Genomic DNA, 13,375 nt, shown 5'->3' on the forward strand with positions numbered 1-13,375 from the left:
GTCTCCTCATCTAGTCGCCCGCGACGTCGGACGCCGCGATCTCGGTCAGACGCGCCAGGACACGCGCCGACCCGGCGAGCACCTCACGCTCTTGGTCGTTCAGCCGGTCCACGAGACGTGCCAGGTTCGCCACCCGGTCCGCGTGACGAGACCGAACAATTCGCCCGCCCTCTTCGGTAAGAGACAGCAGCACAGCACGGCCGTCGCTCGGGTCCGGGCGGCGGGACACCAGCCCGTCTCGCTCAAGCTTCGCGACCAGGCTCGTGAGCGCCGGCTGCTTCAGCTGCTCCGTGGCCGTCAGATCGGTCAGGCGCAGCGGCCCCTTCCGCGACAGGGTGTGGAGCACGGACAACGTGGAGAAGTTGAGCCTCCGGACCGACGGGAGCCGGATGAAGACCGTGTTGAAGTCCTCGATCGCGGTGGCCAGCTCGTCGACGTTCAGTGGGTGATCCACACCCACATTATATCGATATTTGATGTAAATCCGCTCAGGCGAAGTCCTCGGGGGTGAATTCCTTGGGCTCCACGAGGACCAGCCAGTTGCCCGTGTTGTCGCGCATCACGGCCTCGACGCCGTACGGGCGGTCGGACGGCTCCTGGAGGAAGGTCACGCCCTTGGCGCTCAGCTCCTGATAGGTCTTGCGGCAGTCATCGACCCGCAGGCCGAGGCCGCCCATCTGGCCCTTTTCGAGCTGCCGCCGGATGAAGTCGGCGGCGTCGGCGTCGAGCGGCGGTCCGGGGGTCATCAGGGTGACCTCGAGTTCGGACTGGCTGGGGTGGCCGATGGTGACCCAGCGGAAACCCTCTCCCATGGTGACGTCGGTGCGGAGCTCGAAGCCGAGGTTCTCGATGTAGAAGTCGCGGGCCTTGTCCTGGTCGAGGCAGTAGACGGTGACCAGCGAGATGTTGGTAATCATGTGAGTACGGTATGCGGCGACCCGCGGCGACCGCTTCTTTCAAATTGCGCCCTTGGGCCCGGCCGTACCACTCGGGTCGAGCACCCCGCGCATGAACAGGTAGCACCCGGGGACGTGCGGCCCGCCGCGGGCGGCCCACCGATCACGGTAGGCGGTGGGGCTTTCTCCCACGAGTCGCGTGAAGCGGGACGAGAACGATCCGAGGCTGGCGAACCCCACCGCCATGCAGACCTCGGTCACCGTGAGGTTCGCGACGCGCAGCAGGTCCTGGGCACGCTCGATGCGGCGGCGGGTGAGGTAGCGGATCGGCGTCTCGCCGTACGCCGCCTCGAAGCTGCGCGCGAAGTGGAACTTGGACACCCCGGCGACGGCGGCGAGCTGGTCGAGATCCAGCGCCGCTCGGTAGTGCCGGTCGATGTGGTCGTGCGCGCGGCGAAGGTGCGGAAGCAGGTCCACGGCCACCCTCCCGCGGATCAGGTCCACGGTCACTCTCCCGGGGATTCGGGATACTGGAACACGTCGTCGAGCGGGACGCCGAACACCTGGGCGATCCGGAAGGCCATCTCCAGGGACGGCGAATAGCGGCTCTGCTCGATGGCTATGACGGTCTGCCGGGTCACGCCGATGCGCTCGGCGAGCTCGGCCTGGGTCATCTCGCCGTGCGCGAAGCGCAGCGTGCGGATGCGGTTCGTGACGCGCGTCGACTTCACCACTGCGGCAGGCTCCTGCGATACACGATGACCTTCGTGATCCCGCCCAGAACCGCCGACAGCGCGAAGCAGAGGTAGACCACGTTGGCGATCCAGAACCAGTCCCACTCGGCCATCGCCATGATCATCGCCGCGACCGCGCCGATGACGACGAACGACTGGCCGGTGTATTCGCCGAGCCGGCCGATCTCCCTGTCGCGCTCGTCCGTGGCGCGGGAGGCCCTCGGGTTCACGATCGCGATCCCGATCTCGGCCACGATCGACGCGACGATGGCCGCGCCGACGGTCCAGAGCAGGGTGGTGGCGTACGGGACCTCAGGTAGGGAGCGTCCATTCGCGCGGCTCACGATGATGACCACATAGGCGGCGTACCCGACCACGGCGACGACCAGCCGGATCCACGCGCGTTTCTCCTCATGTGTCATGGCCCACCCCTTGGATGCGGAGAATCTTCGACATCATCAATGTAGTGAAAATTTGACTCCATGTCTACTATATTTTACATCGCGGCACCAATGCGGTCTCGGCCATCATGGTGTACATGCCCATCAGGACCGCTGCGCCGGAAGATCTGCCGGCTCTGCTCGCCCTCGCCGTGGACTTCTACAAGGAGGACGGCTTCGCCACTTCAGAAGCCGATCTGCGGACCAACCTGGCCACGTTGATCTCCTCTCCCACGGCTCGCGTCGCGGTGAGCGAGTCGGACGGTCGCGTGGTCGCGTTCGCCATCACGACGACCACCTTCGGGCTCGAATCCGGCCTGATCGCCGAGCTCGAAGACCTCTACGTCGCCCCGGACGCGCGCCGGCGCGGCGAGGCCCAGCGGCTCATCGAGGACAGCCTGCGCTGGTCCGCCGGCCGGGGTTGCGGCCAGCTCGAGATCGTGATCGCCCCCAACGGGCAGGACGTGAGCCACCTGTTCGACTTCTACCGCAAGCGCGGCTTCCGGGACGAGGGCCGCCGGCTGCTCAGCCAACCGCTGGAGCCGCCCACCCGCGAGTAGGCGGCGCGAGCAGGGACCAGCTTCGGTCGTCTCCCCAGACAGAGAACGCATCCACGTACGGTCGTAGCAATGCGGTGAGTTCGGCGTCGCCTTGGTGGGTGAGCTCGTCTTCCGCTATTTTCCGCGCCGGTCCGGCCAGAAGGTCGGCCACCTGGATCCGTGGGTCCAGGCGCGAGTCGACCAGCCGCAGGCCGGCCAGTCGGCCTTCCGCGGCACGCGTCTCCTTCAGCTCGTCGATGCGTTCTTGCGTGAGGAGGGTCTGCCGGTCGTGAACGACCGAAACGGGCTTCCCGGCTTCACCCCAGTAGACGGCTGCTTGGATGATGGCCGGGAACAGCGGGTTCAGCGTGGGCAGCCGCGCGCGGAAAGAGTCGATGTCGGATCTGGACTCCCAGAGCAGATTCATTATTTCGCCGGCCCGGCTCCGCGGGGCGGCACGGCGAAGGGTGTCGATCCGCTTGAAGACCGAGTCGACGGAAGCGCCCGGACCTCGGCCGTTCTTGGTGCGCATCAGGTCGTTGAAGGACTCCAGGAAGGCGTTCCACCGGTCGGGGCCGAACGTGTGCTCGCCCTCTCGGTAGAGAGTGCCGGCCATGGCTCGGGAATCCTGGTCGGCGAGCAGGTCGATGAATCTGCTGATCGCGAAGAAGGTCTTGTCGATCAGATAGACGTGCGCGTTTCCGTGGAGTGGGGACGAAGGGCCGAGCAGCCACTTGAGGGCGTTCAGGTGTTTCTTCCTGCGAATGACGCCCGACTTGTATTCCGTGGTCGGGGAGGGGGCTCTGTTCCGTACTTCCTGGATGCAGTCAGCCGCCGATTCGATGTCCAGCCGAATGCTGGCGTGGGCGAACACCACCGTGTTTCCGCCAATGAGCTTCTCCCCTTCTGAGCCGGACTCGTCGCAGGCGATTTCGAAGGGTTGTGTCACGGCTTGGTTCTCCCACGGATGGGCGCTGCTCGGCTCCAAGTCTCGCAAGTCGCCACTTGAGGCTTCAAATGGATTTCGTCCCTGCAGCTCAGAGATCGGGCAGCCCGAGGTCGAGGTTGGGCTGGTCGATGCCGCCGTCGACCTCCAGCACCTTGCCGGTCAGGTAGCGCCCGGCAGGCGAGACCAGGTAGAGCACCGCGGCCGCCACGTCCTCCGGCTCACCGATCCGCTTCAAGGGGGTGGCCTGCTCCATCTGGGTACGCAGGTTCTCGTCGGTCATGACGATGTCGAGGGCGGACGTGGCGACCGCGCCGACGGCGATCGCGTTGACACGCACCCTGGGCGCCAGGTCGCGGGCGGCCAGCCGCGTGTAGTGCGTGAGCGCCGCCTTGGCGCTGCCGTACGCCAGATAACCACGGCCCGCCGTCCGGCCCACGGCGGAGGTGATGTTCACCACCGAGCCGCCGGTCTCGAGCAGGTGCGGTACGGCCGCCCGCGTCAGCTCATGCGCGATCCCGACATTGAACTGGAACGCGTTCTCAAGATGTTTCCGCGTGGTGTCGAGAAAGGCGCGGGGAAGCGCTCCGCCCACATTGTTGACGACCGCGTCCACCCGGCCGAAGGCGTCCACGGCCTGCTTCGCGAGCGCCTCCATGGCGCCCGGCACGCTCAGGTCGGCGGGGACGACCAGCGCCCGCCTGCCCGCCTCCTCCACCTGAGCTGCTACGGCGCCTAGCTGCTCCTCCGTACGGGCGGAGATCGCCACGTCCGCGCCCGCCTGCGCGAGGGCGATCGCGGTCGCCGCGCCGATGCCCCGGCCGGCACCGGTGACGATGGCGGCGTGGCCGGTGACGTGGAAGCGGTCCAGGATCATGTCATGACCTCCGACCGCAGCCTATGGTCAAACTGAAACCTGTTTCAATACGCTGTGCCGCCGAAAATCCGGTTGTCCGCCGAGCCCGCCGCTCAGCATGATCGACCCATGAGATTCGCGGTCATCGGCGACATTCATGCGAACTTCGCCAAGGCCGACGCGATAGTCCGGCGGCACTGCGGTCCCGTCGACGCCATCTTCAGCGTCGGCGACGCCGAGCCCAACAGGACCGAGGCGGAAAGCCTCGGCGTCGGCGGGCCGGCCAAATATCGCAAGGTCGGCGATTTCCCGGAGTTCGTCGCGGGGTGGCGCAGCATGAGCGCACCGGTCTACTTCATCGGCGGCAACCATGAGCCGTGGCCGTCACTCGACGCCCAGGGTCCCGGCGAATGGGCGCCCGGCTTTCATTTTCTGGGGCGCTCTGGTGTGCGGGAGGTGGCCGGCCTTCGGGTCGCCTTCCTGTCCGGCATCTACTCACGCCACTTCAGCGAGCCCGACACGCCTCCCGCCGTCACGCCGGAGCGGCTCAAGGAGTACGGCTATTTCACCAGGCCGCAGGTCAACCTGCTGCTCGACCAGGCCCGCGGCAAGCGGATCGATCTCCTGCTCACGCACGAATGGCCGTCCGGGCTCTCGTACCTTCACCGGGGGAAGGAGCCCGTGGGGCGGGACGCCATCCGGGCGCTGACCGACCGGCTCGCGCCTCAGGTGCACGCCTGCGGTCACATGCACACCCCGTTCAGGGAGCGGGTCGGTGCCACGGAGGTGCTCTGCCTTTCGCAGGTCGCCTACGGGCCCGACGCGGTGAGCGTGCTGGAGCTCACGTCGGACGGCACGCTGAAAGAGCTGCCGATCCTCGACGAAGCGAGGTGACGGAGATGGCCCGGTGTGCGGAGTGCGGTGCTCTGGAGGAGTGCGAGGCCCTGTTTCACCTGCTGATAACGCTGGAGTTCTCGGCACGGGCCCCCTGGGCGCCCGTGCACGCCGTTTCGGTGGCGTGCTTCTACCTCCAGCACTCCTCGCGCCTGCCCGAATCCGGGCTCGGCTTCTATTGGGCGGTACTTCATGTGTACGTCCGGGGCGGTCTTGCCGCCCTCGGCCCCATGACCCAGCGCGCTCAGCGGCTCAACTCGCACCGTTTCGGCGGCCTGAAGCCGGGTGCGGACGCCTTCGTCGGCACGCCACCGCTCCCGGATCCCTCCGTCCCGCCGACCGCGTATGACACGACCATCGCGGACGTCGCCCTGGACGGCAGCTTTCCGGCCGAGGGGCACGAGGAACGGATGCGGCACTGGGCCACCGCGACCGTCGACGCGTGGCAGGCACAAGGCCGCTAGGGCAGGGACTCCAGGCCCAGGCAGAGTTCGAAGACCGCGGTGAGCCGGTCGACGTCGGCGGGTGACGGGGTCTCGGGGCCCACGAGGCGGCGGACCGAGCCGAGGCCCAGGAAGACCGCCGTCGCCATCCGGGCCCTGGCGTGCGCGTCCGGGCCGCCGAGGAGGGCCGCGATGGGCTCGATCATGACAGCCAGCAGGCGTTCGCGGACGAGCGCCTGGATCTCCGGGTCGCCCGCCGAACGTTCGAGTGAGCGCAGGATGGGGCTCTCCGGGTCGTGGGACATGCGTTCGGCGGCGTACTCCGCCAGCCGTCTGGGCAGGCCCGCCCGGTCACCCTCGACCACGGCGCGGACCGTCGGCTCGCCCGCCAGGACCTCGCCGAACAGGCCCGCCTTGGAGCCGAAGTAGCGGCCCACCAGGGCGATGTTGGCGTCCGCCGCCGAGGCGATCATGCGGACCGTCACCTGCGTGTAGCCGTACTCGCCGAACAGCATGCGCGCTGCCTCCAGCAGCCGCTGGCGGGTGGCCGCGCGATCGCGCGGCCGGGCCTCCGTCAACTGCGCTTCCATGGCCCGAACTCTACTCAAGAACCCCCCACTTGCCGCTCGGCTAGTAAACGGGCGTATACTCACCGAGGAGAAACGGTAAGAAGGGGATGTGGTGTCTTGGTAGCCCAGACACAGGCCGCGGCCCCCGCGAGGCGGCAATACACTCACCGCGAAATTCTCGAGGTCATGTCCGGGCTCATGCTCGCCATGCTCACCTCGATGATCTCGACCTCGGTGGTCGGCACGGCGTTGCCGACGATCGTGGGGGAACTCGGCGGCCAGGACCAGTACTCCTGGGTGGCGTCGGCGACCATGTTGACGATGACGGTCTCCACGCCGTTGTGGGGCAAGCTGTCCGACCTGTGGGGCCGGAAGCTGCTGTTCCAGAGCGCCCTGGGGCTGTTCGTCGCGGCGTCGCTCGTGGCCGGCCTGTCGCAGAACATCGGGCAGCTCATCGCGGCGCGTGCCGTACAGGGGCTGGGTGTGGGTGGTCTGTCGGCCCTCGCTCAGGTGATCCTCGGCGACATCGTGTCGCCGCGGGAGCGCGGCCGCTACTCGGGGTACATGGGCGCCGTCTTCGGCATCTCCACGGTCGCGGGGCCGCTGCTCGGCGGGTTCATCGTGGACACCGACTGGCTCGGCTGGCGGTGGTGCTTCTATGTGGTCGTGCCGTTCGCGCTGATCGCGTTCATCGTGATCCAGAAGGTGCTGAAGCTGCCGAAGGTCCGGCGCAACACCTCCGTGGACATCTGGGGCGCGACCACCATCACGGCCAGCGCGAGCGCGTTGATGCTGCTGCTGACGCTGGGCGGCACGGAGTTCGAGTGGAACTCCTTCTGGACGTACGCCCTGGGAGCCATCAGCCTGCTCATGCTGGCCCTGGCGGTGCTCTCCGAGCGCACGGCCCGGAACCCGATCCTGCCGCCCAGGCTGTTCAGGAACCGGACGTTCGTCCTCACCGCGGCCGCCTCGCTGTTCGTCGGCGTGGCGATGTTCGGCGCGATGATCTACCTGCCGCAGTACCTGCAGATCGTCAAGGGTCTGACCCCCACCGAGTCGGGGCTGATGACGCTGCCCATGGTGGTGGCGCTGTTCCTGGGCGGTGTGATCTCCGGGAAGATCGTCACCCAGACCGGCAAGTGGAAGATCTTCCCGGTGGCGGGCCTGCTGATCGTGGGCGTGGGGTTGTTCCTGCTGTCGCGGCTGCACGTGGAGTCGAGCGAGTGGCTCATCGGGTTCGACGTGGCCGTACTGGGCACCGGGCTCGGCCTGTCGATGCAGATGCTCATCCTCGCCGCGCAGAACGGCTCCGAGCTGCGGGACATGGCGTCCACCACGGCGGGTGTCTCGTTCTTCCGGTCGCTGGGCGGCGCCGTGGGCGTGGCCGCGTTCGGCGCGATCCTCACCAACCGCCTCAACAGCGAGATGACCGAGATGCTGCGGGCCGCGCACATCAAGCTGCCCGGCGGCTCCTCGCCCAAGCTGGGCAGCCCCAGCGCCATCCAGTCGCTGCCCGGGCCGATCAAGCACATCGTGCTCGAAGCCTTCACCCGCGGTCTGGAGACCGTCTTCATGGTCGGCGTGCCGATCGCGCTGCTCGGCTTCGTGGCGACGCTCTTCCTCAAGGAACTGCCGCTCAGAGGCCCCGCGACGCCCGCGCCGGAGCCCAGGCAGCTCAGCAAGGACGACCTGGTCCTGGCCGGGCTGCTGCTGGAGCTCATCGCCCAGCGGATCGAGCGGGTCAACGGCCAGCCGTCCGCGCTGCTGTCCGCGGTCGCCAGGATGGCGCCGCCCGATGACCGTACCGAACGGGAGCGCGCCAGATCGGTCGCGCAGAGCGTGCTGCGTCCCACCTCACGCGCTCTGATCGCGCAGGCCGCGCCGCCGCGGAAAGACCTCGTCACAGGAGGAGTCTCATCATGATTCGCAAGTTCGTGGGCGCCGTCGCGGCCGCCCTGGCCTTCATGGCCGGGCTGTGGCTGATGATCGCCCCGTTCGCCCTCGGCACCCAGCCGGAGAACGCCGACTGGACCGACCCGACCACCTCCGAGTTCTTCACCGGCCTGGGCGTCGCGGTCGTCGGGCTCATCGGCGTGGTGGCCTTCGTCGCGGCCATCCACGAGGAGCTCGTGGTCCGCGGTCTGGTGGCCGTACGGCAGAAGCAGGCCGAGCCGGAGCCCGAGCCGGTGGCGCCCGCGCCGCAGGGCTCGTCCGCGGAGCTGGCCAGCCTGCTCGCCCCGCTCGTCGAGGCGCTGCGTGAGGACCTGAACAACGCCGGACGCGGCGGCGACCACCGCCAGAACGGCAAGCCCGCCCTGGTGGGAGTGGAGGAGAACCGATGAAGGCCAAGCTGGGCGTCTCCGCCCTTGTCGTGCTGTTCCTGGCCGGCCTGTGGCTGATCGCGGCGCCGTTCGCGGTGGGCTACCAGCCCAGGGGCGCGGCCTACGCCGACGCGACGGTCAACGATCTGTGGCTCGGCGGCGCGCTGGCCGGCGTCTCGTTCGTGGCCATCGTGGTCTACGCGGCCGACGCGCTGCGCGAGCTCACCGGCCGCGGCAAGCACGTCGCCGACAGCTGACGTGCGAGGCATGCCGTGTACGGCGGTAGCACAGACGACCGGTGGGAGCCCCTCCTAGGCGGACTCCCCAGTGAGCAGTTCGAGATCGGCAAAGACGGCACCGGGCTGCTGGTGGTCGGCTTCGACGGATCGGGCCCGAGCCGCAACGCGCTCGCGTACGCGGCCGGGCTCGCCCGGCGGGACAACGCCGCGCTGCTCATCGCGTTCGTGGAGACGCTCACCAGCGCGACGTTGTGGTTCTTCGCGGGCTCGCCGATCATCCCCGACTCGGCTGGAGACCTGACCGAGGACCTGCGGAGCGAGCTGAGCGGGGTCGGCGTTCCGTGGCGGTTCGTCATGGTACGGGGTGACACGGCGCGTGAGCTGGAAACACTCGCGGACTCCTGCATGGCCGACGCCATCGTGGTGGGCCGGTCCCGCTCGCTGTGGCACAGCTTCGGCGGCTCGGTGGCGGTGGGGCTGGCCAGGCGTGCTCGCCGTACCGTGCTGATCGTGCCCTGACCTCGCGCCTCACCGATACCGCCCTGACCTCGTAGGACGTCGCGTAGGGTGGCCGCATGAAACGTACTGCCGCTGCATTCGTGGTGTTCGCGTCCGTTTCGTGCGGCGGGCAGGCGCCGGTCGCCTCACCGGCGCCGCCCGAGGTTCAGCCCCAGGCGCTGACCCAGCCGCCGGTGCCCGCGACGCCCACCCCGACGGCGAAGACCACCGGGCCACCGAAGTTCACCGCCAAGGTCACCAAGATCTCGCGCAGCCGCCTGCCCTACTCGTGGAAGCCCGGCTGCCCGGTCTCCTACCAGGACCTGCGGCTGATCACGATGACGTACTGGGGCTTCGACGACAAGGCGCACACCGGTGGTGAGCTGGTCGTGCGCAAGACCGTCACCGACGACGTCGTCAAGGTCTTCGGGAAGCTGTACGCCATGCGCTACCCGATCAAGCAGATGCGGCTCGTCGACGTCTACAAGGGCGACGACTACGACTCGATCGACGCCGACAACACCTCGGCCTTCAACTGCCGCGCCGCCACCGGGTCCAGCAACTGGTCCAACCACGCGTACGGCGAGGCGATCGACCTCAACCCGCGCGAGAACCCGTACGTCACCGCGAGCGGCAGCACCGCCCATCAGAACGCCAAAAAGTTCGCCAAGCGCCCCCTGAAGGGCGAGGGCGTGATCAACCCGGGCGACCGGGTCGTCAGGGCCTTCGCCTCGGTGGGCTGGGGCTGGGGCGGCTCCTGGTCGGGCACCAAGGACTACCAGCACTTCAGCCGCAACGGCCGATAGCGGTGCCGGGCTGTCAGAATCAGATCATGGCGGCGAAGGACGGCGACGGCTGGACCCAATGCGAGCGTGGGCACCGGCACTGGGGGCTGCACGGGGCCTCGGGGCTCCTGGCCGTACACCATGACGAGCACGGCGTACCGCACGTCCTCATGCAGAAGCGGGTCTGGTGGAGCCACCACGGCGGCACCTGGGGGCTGCCGGGAGGCGCGCGCGACAGCCACGAGGACGCCGTGATGAGCGCGCTGCGCGAGGCGCACGAAGAGGCGTCCGTGCGCGGCGACGAGCTGCGCGTGCAGGGTGTCTACCTGGACGATCACGGCGGGTGGGCGTTCGCGACGGTGATCGCCGAGTCGGCCGAGCTGCTGGCCGCGGCGCCCGCCAACAACGAGAGCACCGAGCTGCGCTGGGTGCCGCTGCCCGAGGTCAAGGCCAGGAAGCTGCACCCCGGGTTCGCCGAGTCGTGGGACAGGATCCAGCCGGAGCTGACCCCCGAGACGCTGGTGCTCGACGTCGCCAACATCATCGGCGCCCGCGCTGAGCACGGCTGGTGGCGGGACCGGCTCGGCGCGGCGACGCGGCTGCTGACCGACGTCGCGGGGCTGCGGCTGGCGCATTCCGTGCTCGCGCAGTGGTACCCGCGGATCGTGGCGGTCGTGGAAGGTGCCGCGAAGAGCGCGCCGGCCGTGCCCGGTATCCAGGTGGTGGCCGCGACGGGCAGCGGCGACGACGCGATCGTGGACGTCGTACGGCAGGCGCGGCCGTGGGAACGCGTGCTCGTGGTGACGGCGGACCGGGGGCTGAAGGAGCGCGTCAGCAAGCTGGGAGCCACGACCGTGGGCCCCAAGTGGCTGCTGTCACAGCTGGACGACTAGACCGCCGATCAGGATCGAACGGTCATGGCTGGGCGGTCAGGACGCTGTCGAAGGCGGCCTTCAGCCCGGTCACGTCGAGGACCCGGCGCAGCACCCCCTGCACGCCCGTGAGCTCGAGCGACCCGCCACGCTCACCCGCCTTGCGCTGATGCTCGACCAGCACCCACAACCCGCTGGAATCGCAGAACGCCAGGGCGGCCGTGTCGATGACGATCGAGACATGACCTGCGGCGATGAGCTCACCCATGACCTGCTTGAGGCGGGGCGCGGTGAGCTTGTCGAGATCGCCGCGCAGGCGCACACTCGCCGTGCCGTCGGCCCGTTCCACCTCGACGTTGAGATCCGCCACCTCCTGAACGTACACCGCCGTCACCACAGCCGCTATGGTGGTGTGCGCACTGGAGGGTTCGCATAGTGGACGAGTGCAGCCGCCTTGAAAGCGGCCAGGTCAGCGATGGCCTCGTGGGTTCGAATCCCACACCCTCCGCCACCCTTCAGGGTCCCGTCATTGCCGCGCGCTCCGCTCGCCCCTTCACCGGCCCCGATGTCCACGTACCTCTTTGACCTGATCGCTCTCATTGAGCAGGTCGCGTACGGTCGCCGAGGTCTCCAGGGTGAGCTTGTCGGACAGCGTCTCGCGGTCGGGGTCGGCGTCCATCCTCATCGGAGGCGAGCCGCTGCCGAACCCCGCCAGTTGCATCGTCCTCGGTGATGTTGGGTGGCTTGGTGACACATAGGGGGTGTGACTGTGGATGAAGAAGCAGACTTCACGCGCCTGTTCCAGGAGCACTATGAGTCGGTCCTTCGCTATGCGTGGCGGCGCGTCGGCCCAGCCGACGCCCCGGACATCGCCAACGAGACGTTCAGAATCGCATGGGAGAAGCACCAGGAATTACCGCCTGATCGGCCGCTGCCATGGCTGTATGTCACGGCCCGGAACCTGATCCGGAACCTCGTCAAGAAGGAGAAGAGGCGCGAAGGACTGCTCGTGGTCCACGATGTCGGCGACATCGACGATCACGCCGTTGCGGTTGTCGCGCGGCAGGCGGCCTTGACGGCGCTGAACAGCCTGAGCCAGAGCGACAGGGAACTGGTGCTGCTGGTCGCCTGGGAAGGGCTCGACCTCCGCGAAGCAGCCCAGGTCGCCGGCTGCTCCAGAGCAACGGCCACGATGCGGTTGCACCGCGCCCGCAAACGACTCGAACAGTCCCTCGCCGACCACCCCCAGCTTCGGCCGGAATTCGGAGAGAGTGCCATATGAACCACGATGTCAAGCAGCTCAGAAGCATGCTACGGGCGCACGACCCGGCCTCCGACGTGCGCGCCGAGTCGGACCTGACGGCTCAGGCACAGCGCATTACGGCCGCGTTCAGGCCGCAGCCCTTGCCACGCAGGAGGATATGGAAGCCGGCGGTATCCGCCGTGGCCTTGGGGACCGTCATCACCGTGGCCGCTCTTGGTGTCATCGCCTGGCCACGACCGGCGGAGGCCCTGGACTTCACCAGATCAGGCAAGGACTACATCGTCACCGTGAAGGACGTGTACGCCGCGCCGGAGCAGTATGCCGAGGAGTTCCGGGCGCGTGGACTGCCGGTCACGCTGGAACTGGAGCCGGTGTCACCGAGCCTGGTGGGCAAGGTGGTCGGTGGTCAGGGGACGTCGGTCGAGCGGCCGACTCCACAGATCGAGCCGATCCCCGACCCGAACTGCCCGGCTTTCGAAGACCCCTGTACGGTGAAGCTCAAGATCCCGGCCGATCTCGCAGGACCCGCCAGTGTGACCCTGGGCAGACCCGCCAGGGAGGGCGAGAACTACACCACCACCGGCGAGATCAGCGCCCCCGGAGAAGTGCTGCACTGCGTGCCCTATATGGGCATGACGGTAGGGCGGCTTCGCGGTGAGCTCGCCAAGCGCGGGATGGGAATCGACTCCTTCCGCGTCGGACCCAAGAGAGAAGTTCGCCCGGACGTGCCCGATGCGTGGTGGCCATCAGATGTGGGCTTGTTGGGGCGTACCAAGGTCGTCATTTGGGCCGGCCCCCAACAGGCTGAGGCATCTCCGTGGTATCGCGACGCCCAAGCCGGGTGCCCCGACGGCGGCTGAGCGCCGTCACGATACCTAAGAGACGACCATGGCGGCGATGACGCGCCAGCGTCATCGCCGGGGCTGAAGCGCTCTTCCTCTCACGCTCAGCCTCCTCGACAGCTTGTCGCCGCTTCCCCAAGCGCAACCCGGGGACGACTGGGGGTGCCGGCAGTACCCGCCGAAGATCCAACGGGCTGTGTGCGGCCTGCGGTGATTCGCCAGAAGGAGGTCACGGAG

The 13,375-nt window shown here is 68.3% G+C and carries 21 protein-coding genes and 1 tRNA gene; 12 read left to right on the forward strand and 10 right to left on the reverse strand.

Annotated features, from left to right (window positions below):
• Positions 1-10: 10 nt before the first annotated feature.
• The 5 genes from KME78_RS40925 to KME78_RS40945 are packed head-to-tail and all read right to left on the reverse strand — an operon-like array spanning position 11 to position 2,052.
• On the reverse strand, positions 11-454 hold the full coding sequence (locus KME78_RS40925; RefSeq protein WP_308127323.1) for a MarR family winged helix-turn-helix transcriptional regulator: 444 nt from the start codon (positions 452-454) through the stop codon (positions 11-13).
• Positions 455-488: 34 nt separating this feature from the next.
• On the reverse strand, positions 489-917 hold the full coding sequence (locus KME78_RS40930; RefSeq protein WP_219534899.1) for a VOC family protein: 429 nt from the start codon (positions 915-917) through the stop codon (positions 489-491).
• Positions 918-956: 39 nt separating this feature from the next.
• Positions 957-1,400 (reverse strand): helix-turn-helix domain-containing protein, encoded by a 444-nt coding sequence (locus KME78_RS40935; RefSeq protein ID WP_308127324.1) that lies wholly within the window; start codon positions 1,398-1,400, stop codon positions 957-959.
• 2 nt (positions 1,401-1,402) lie between these two features.
• A complete protein-coding gene (locus KME78_RS40940) occupies positions 1,403-1,630 on the reverse strand; it encodes a helix-turn-helix transcriptional regulator (RefSeq protein WP_219534900.1) in 228 nt (75 codons plus the stop codon).
• A complete protein-coding gene (locus KME78_RS40945; protein ID WP_219534901.1) occupies positions 1,624-2,052 on the reverse strand; it encodes a hypothetical protein in 429 nt (142 codons plus the stop codon). Before KME78_RS40945 ends, KME78_RS40940 begins: the two co-directional genes overlap by 7 nt.
• A 116-nt stretch (positions 2,053-2,168) precedes the next feature.
• On the opposite strand from KME78_RS40945, the gene KME78_RS40950 reads away from it, so the two are divergent.
• Complete coding sequence (locus tag KME78_RS40950; protein WP_219534902.1) at positions 2,169-2,630, forward strand: GNAT family N-acetyltransferase; 462 nt, start codon at positions 2,169-2,171, stop codon at positions 2,628-2,630.
• On the opposite strand, the gene KME78_RS40955 is transcribed toward KME78_RS40950, so the two are convergent.
• Entirely contained in the window at positions 2,596-3,558 is a 963-nt protein-coding gene (locus KME78_RS40955) for a DUF3800 domain-containing protein (protein ID WP_219534903.1), read from the reverse strand. The two genes, KME78_RS40950 and KME78_RS40955, sit on opposite strands and share 35 nt — an antisense overlap.
• An 88-nt stretch (positions 3,559-3,646) precedes the next feature.
• On the reverse strand, positions 3,647-4,432 hold the full coding sequence (locus KME78_RS40960) for an SDR family oxidoreductase (RefSeq protein ID WP_219534904.1): 786 nt from the start codon (positions 4,430-4,432) through the stop codon (positions 3,647-3,649).
• Positions 4,433-4,540: 108 nt separating this feature from the next.
• Between KME78_RS40960 and KME78_RS40965 the strand changes: the two genes are divergently transcribed.
• Together KME78_RS40965 and KME78_RS40970 are read left to right on the forward strand one after the other, a co-directional pair.
• Positions 4,541-5,305: a metallophosphoesterase family protein gene (locus KME78_RS40965; RefSeq protein WP_219534905.1), complete on the forward strand. Its 765-nt coding sequence runs from the start codon at positions 4,541-4,543 to the stop codon at positions 5,303-5,305.
• Positions 5,306-5,310: 5 nt separating this feature from the next.
• Positions 5,311-5,769, forward strand: coding sequence for a DUF5946 family protein (locus tag KME78_RS40970; protein WP_219534906.1), 459 nt, complete (start codon positions 5,311-5,313; stop codon positions 5,767-5,769).
• Here KME78_RS40970 and KME78_RS40975 read toward each other — a convergent pair.
• A complete protein-coding gene (locus KME78_RS40975) occupies positions 5,766-6,338 on the reverse strand; it encodes a TetR/AcrR family transcriptional regulator (RefSeq protein ID WP_219534907.1) in 573 nt (190 codons plus the stop codon). The genes KME78_RS40970 and KME78_RS40975 overlap by 4 nt on opposite strands.
• Positions 6,339-6,503: 165 nt before the next feature.
• On the opposite strand from KME78_RS40975, the gene KME78_RS40980 reads away from it, so the two are divergent.
• Genes KME78_RS40980 through KME78_RS41005 form a run of 6 tightly spaced genes read left to right on the forward strand, consistent with a single transcriptional unit; the run spans position 6,504 to position 11,053 of the window.
• Positions 6,504-8,240 carry an MDR family MFS transporter gene (locus KME78_RS40980; protein ID WP_246653029.1) on the forward strand — a complete coding sequence of 579 codons (1,737 nt, stop codon included), beginning with the start codon at positions 6,504-6,506 and terminating at the stop codon, positions 8,238-8,240.
• Complete coding sequence (locus tag KME78_RS40985; protein ID WP_219534909.1) at positions 8,237-8,659, forward strand: hypothetical protein; 423 nt, start codon at positions 8,237-8,239, stop codon at positions 8,657-8,659. The genes KME78_RS40980 and KME78_RS40985 overlap by 4 nt, the downstream gene beginning before the upstream one ends.
• Positions 8,656-8,895 carry a hypothetical protein gene (locus tag KME78_RS40990; protein WP_219534910.1) on the forward strand — a complete coding sequence of 80 codons (240 nt, stop codon included), beginning with the start codon at positions 8,656-8,658 and terminating at the stop codon, positions 8,893-8,895. Before KME78_RS40985 ends, KME78_RS40990 begins: the two co-directional genes overlap by 4 nt.
• Positions 8,896-8,910: 15 nt before the next feature.
• Positions 8,911-9,396 (forward strand): universal stress protein, encoded by a 486-nt coding sequence (locus tag KME78_RS40995; protein ID WP_219534911.1) that lies wholly within the window; start codon positions 8,911-8,913, stop codon positions 9,394-9,396.
• Positions 9,397-9,452: 56 nt separating this feature from the next.
• Entirely contained in the window at positions 9,453-10,181 is a 729-nt protein-coding gene (locus KME78_RS41000) for a M15 family metallopeptidase (protein ID WP_219534912.1), read from the forward strand.
• Positions 10,182-10,207: 26 nt separating this feature from the next.
• Positions 10,208-11,053 carry an NUDIX hydrolase gene (locus tag KME78_RS41005; RefSeq protein WP_219534913.1) on the forward strand — a complete coding sequence of 282 codons (846 nt, stop codon included), beginning with the start codon at positions 10,208-10,210 and terminating at the stop codon, positions 11,051-11,053.
• A 22-nt stretch (positions 11,054-11,075) separates the two neighbouring features.
• Here KME78_RS41005 and KME78_RS41010 read toward each other — a convergent pair whose 3' ends face one another.
• Positions 11,076-11,429 carry an STAS domain-containing protein gene (locus KME78_RS41010; protein ID WP_219534914.1) on the reverse strand — a complete coding sequence of 118 codons (354 nt, stop codon included), beginning with the start codon at positions 11,427-11,429 and terminating at the stop codon, positions 11,076-11,078.
• Positions 11,430-11,453: 24 nt separating this feature from the next.
• Here KME78_RS41010 and KME78_RS41015 point away from each other — a divergent pair.
• Positions 11,454-11,543: transfer RNA gene (locus tag KME78_RS41015), tRNA-Ser, on the forward strand.
• Between the two features lie 42 nt (positions 11,544-11,585).
• On the opposite strand, the gene KME78_RS41020 is transcribed toward KME78_RS41015, so the two are convergent.
• On the reverse strand, positions 11,586-11,753 hold the full coding sequence (locus KME78_RS41020; protein WP_219535109.1) for a hypothetical protein: 168 nt from the start codon (positions 11,751-11,753) through the stop codon (positions 11,586-11,588).
• Between the two features lie 48 nt (positions 11,754-11,801).
• Here KME78_RS41020 and KME78_RS41025 point away from each other — a divergent pair, with 48 nt between their 5' ends.
• Positions 11,802-12,314, forward strand: a complete 513-nt coding sequence (locus KME78_RS41025) for an RNA polymerase sigma factor (protein ID WP_219534915.1) — start codon at positions 11,802-11,804, stop codon at positions 12,312-12,314.
• The gene (locus KME78_RS41030) at positions 12,311-13,156 is read left to right on the forward strand and encodes a hypothetical protein (RefSeq protein WP_219534916.1); all 846 of its coding nucleotides are present in this window, start codon (positions 12,311-12,313) and stop codon (positions 13,154-13,156) included. The genes KME78_RS41025 and KME78_RS41030 overlap by 4 nt, the downstream gene beginning before the upstream one ends.
• Positions 13,157-13,375: the final 219 nt, after the last annotated feature.

The organism is Nonomuraea guangzhouensis (genome assembly GCF_019396345.1).
In the GTDB taxonomy this organism is placed as follows: domain Bacteria; phylum Actinomycetota; class Actinomycetes; order Streptosporangiales; family Streptosporangiaceae; genus Nonomuraea; species Nonomuraea guangzhouensis.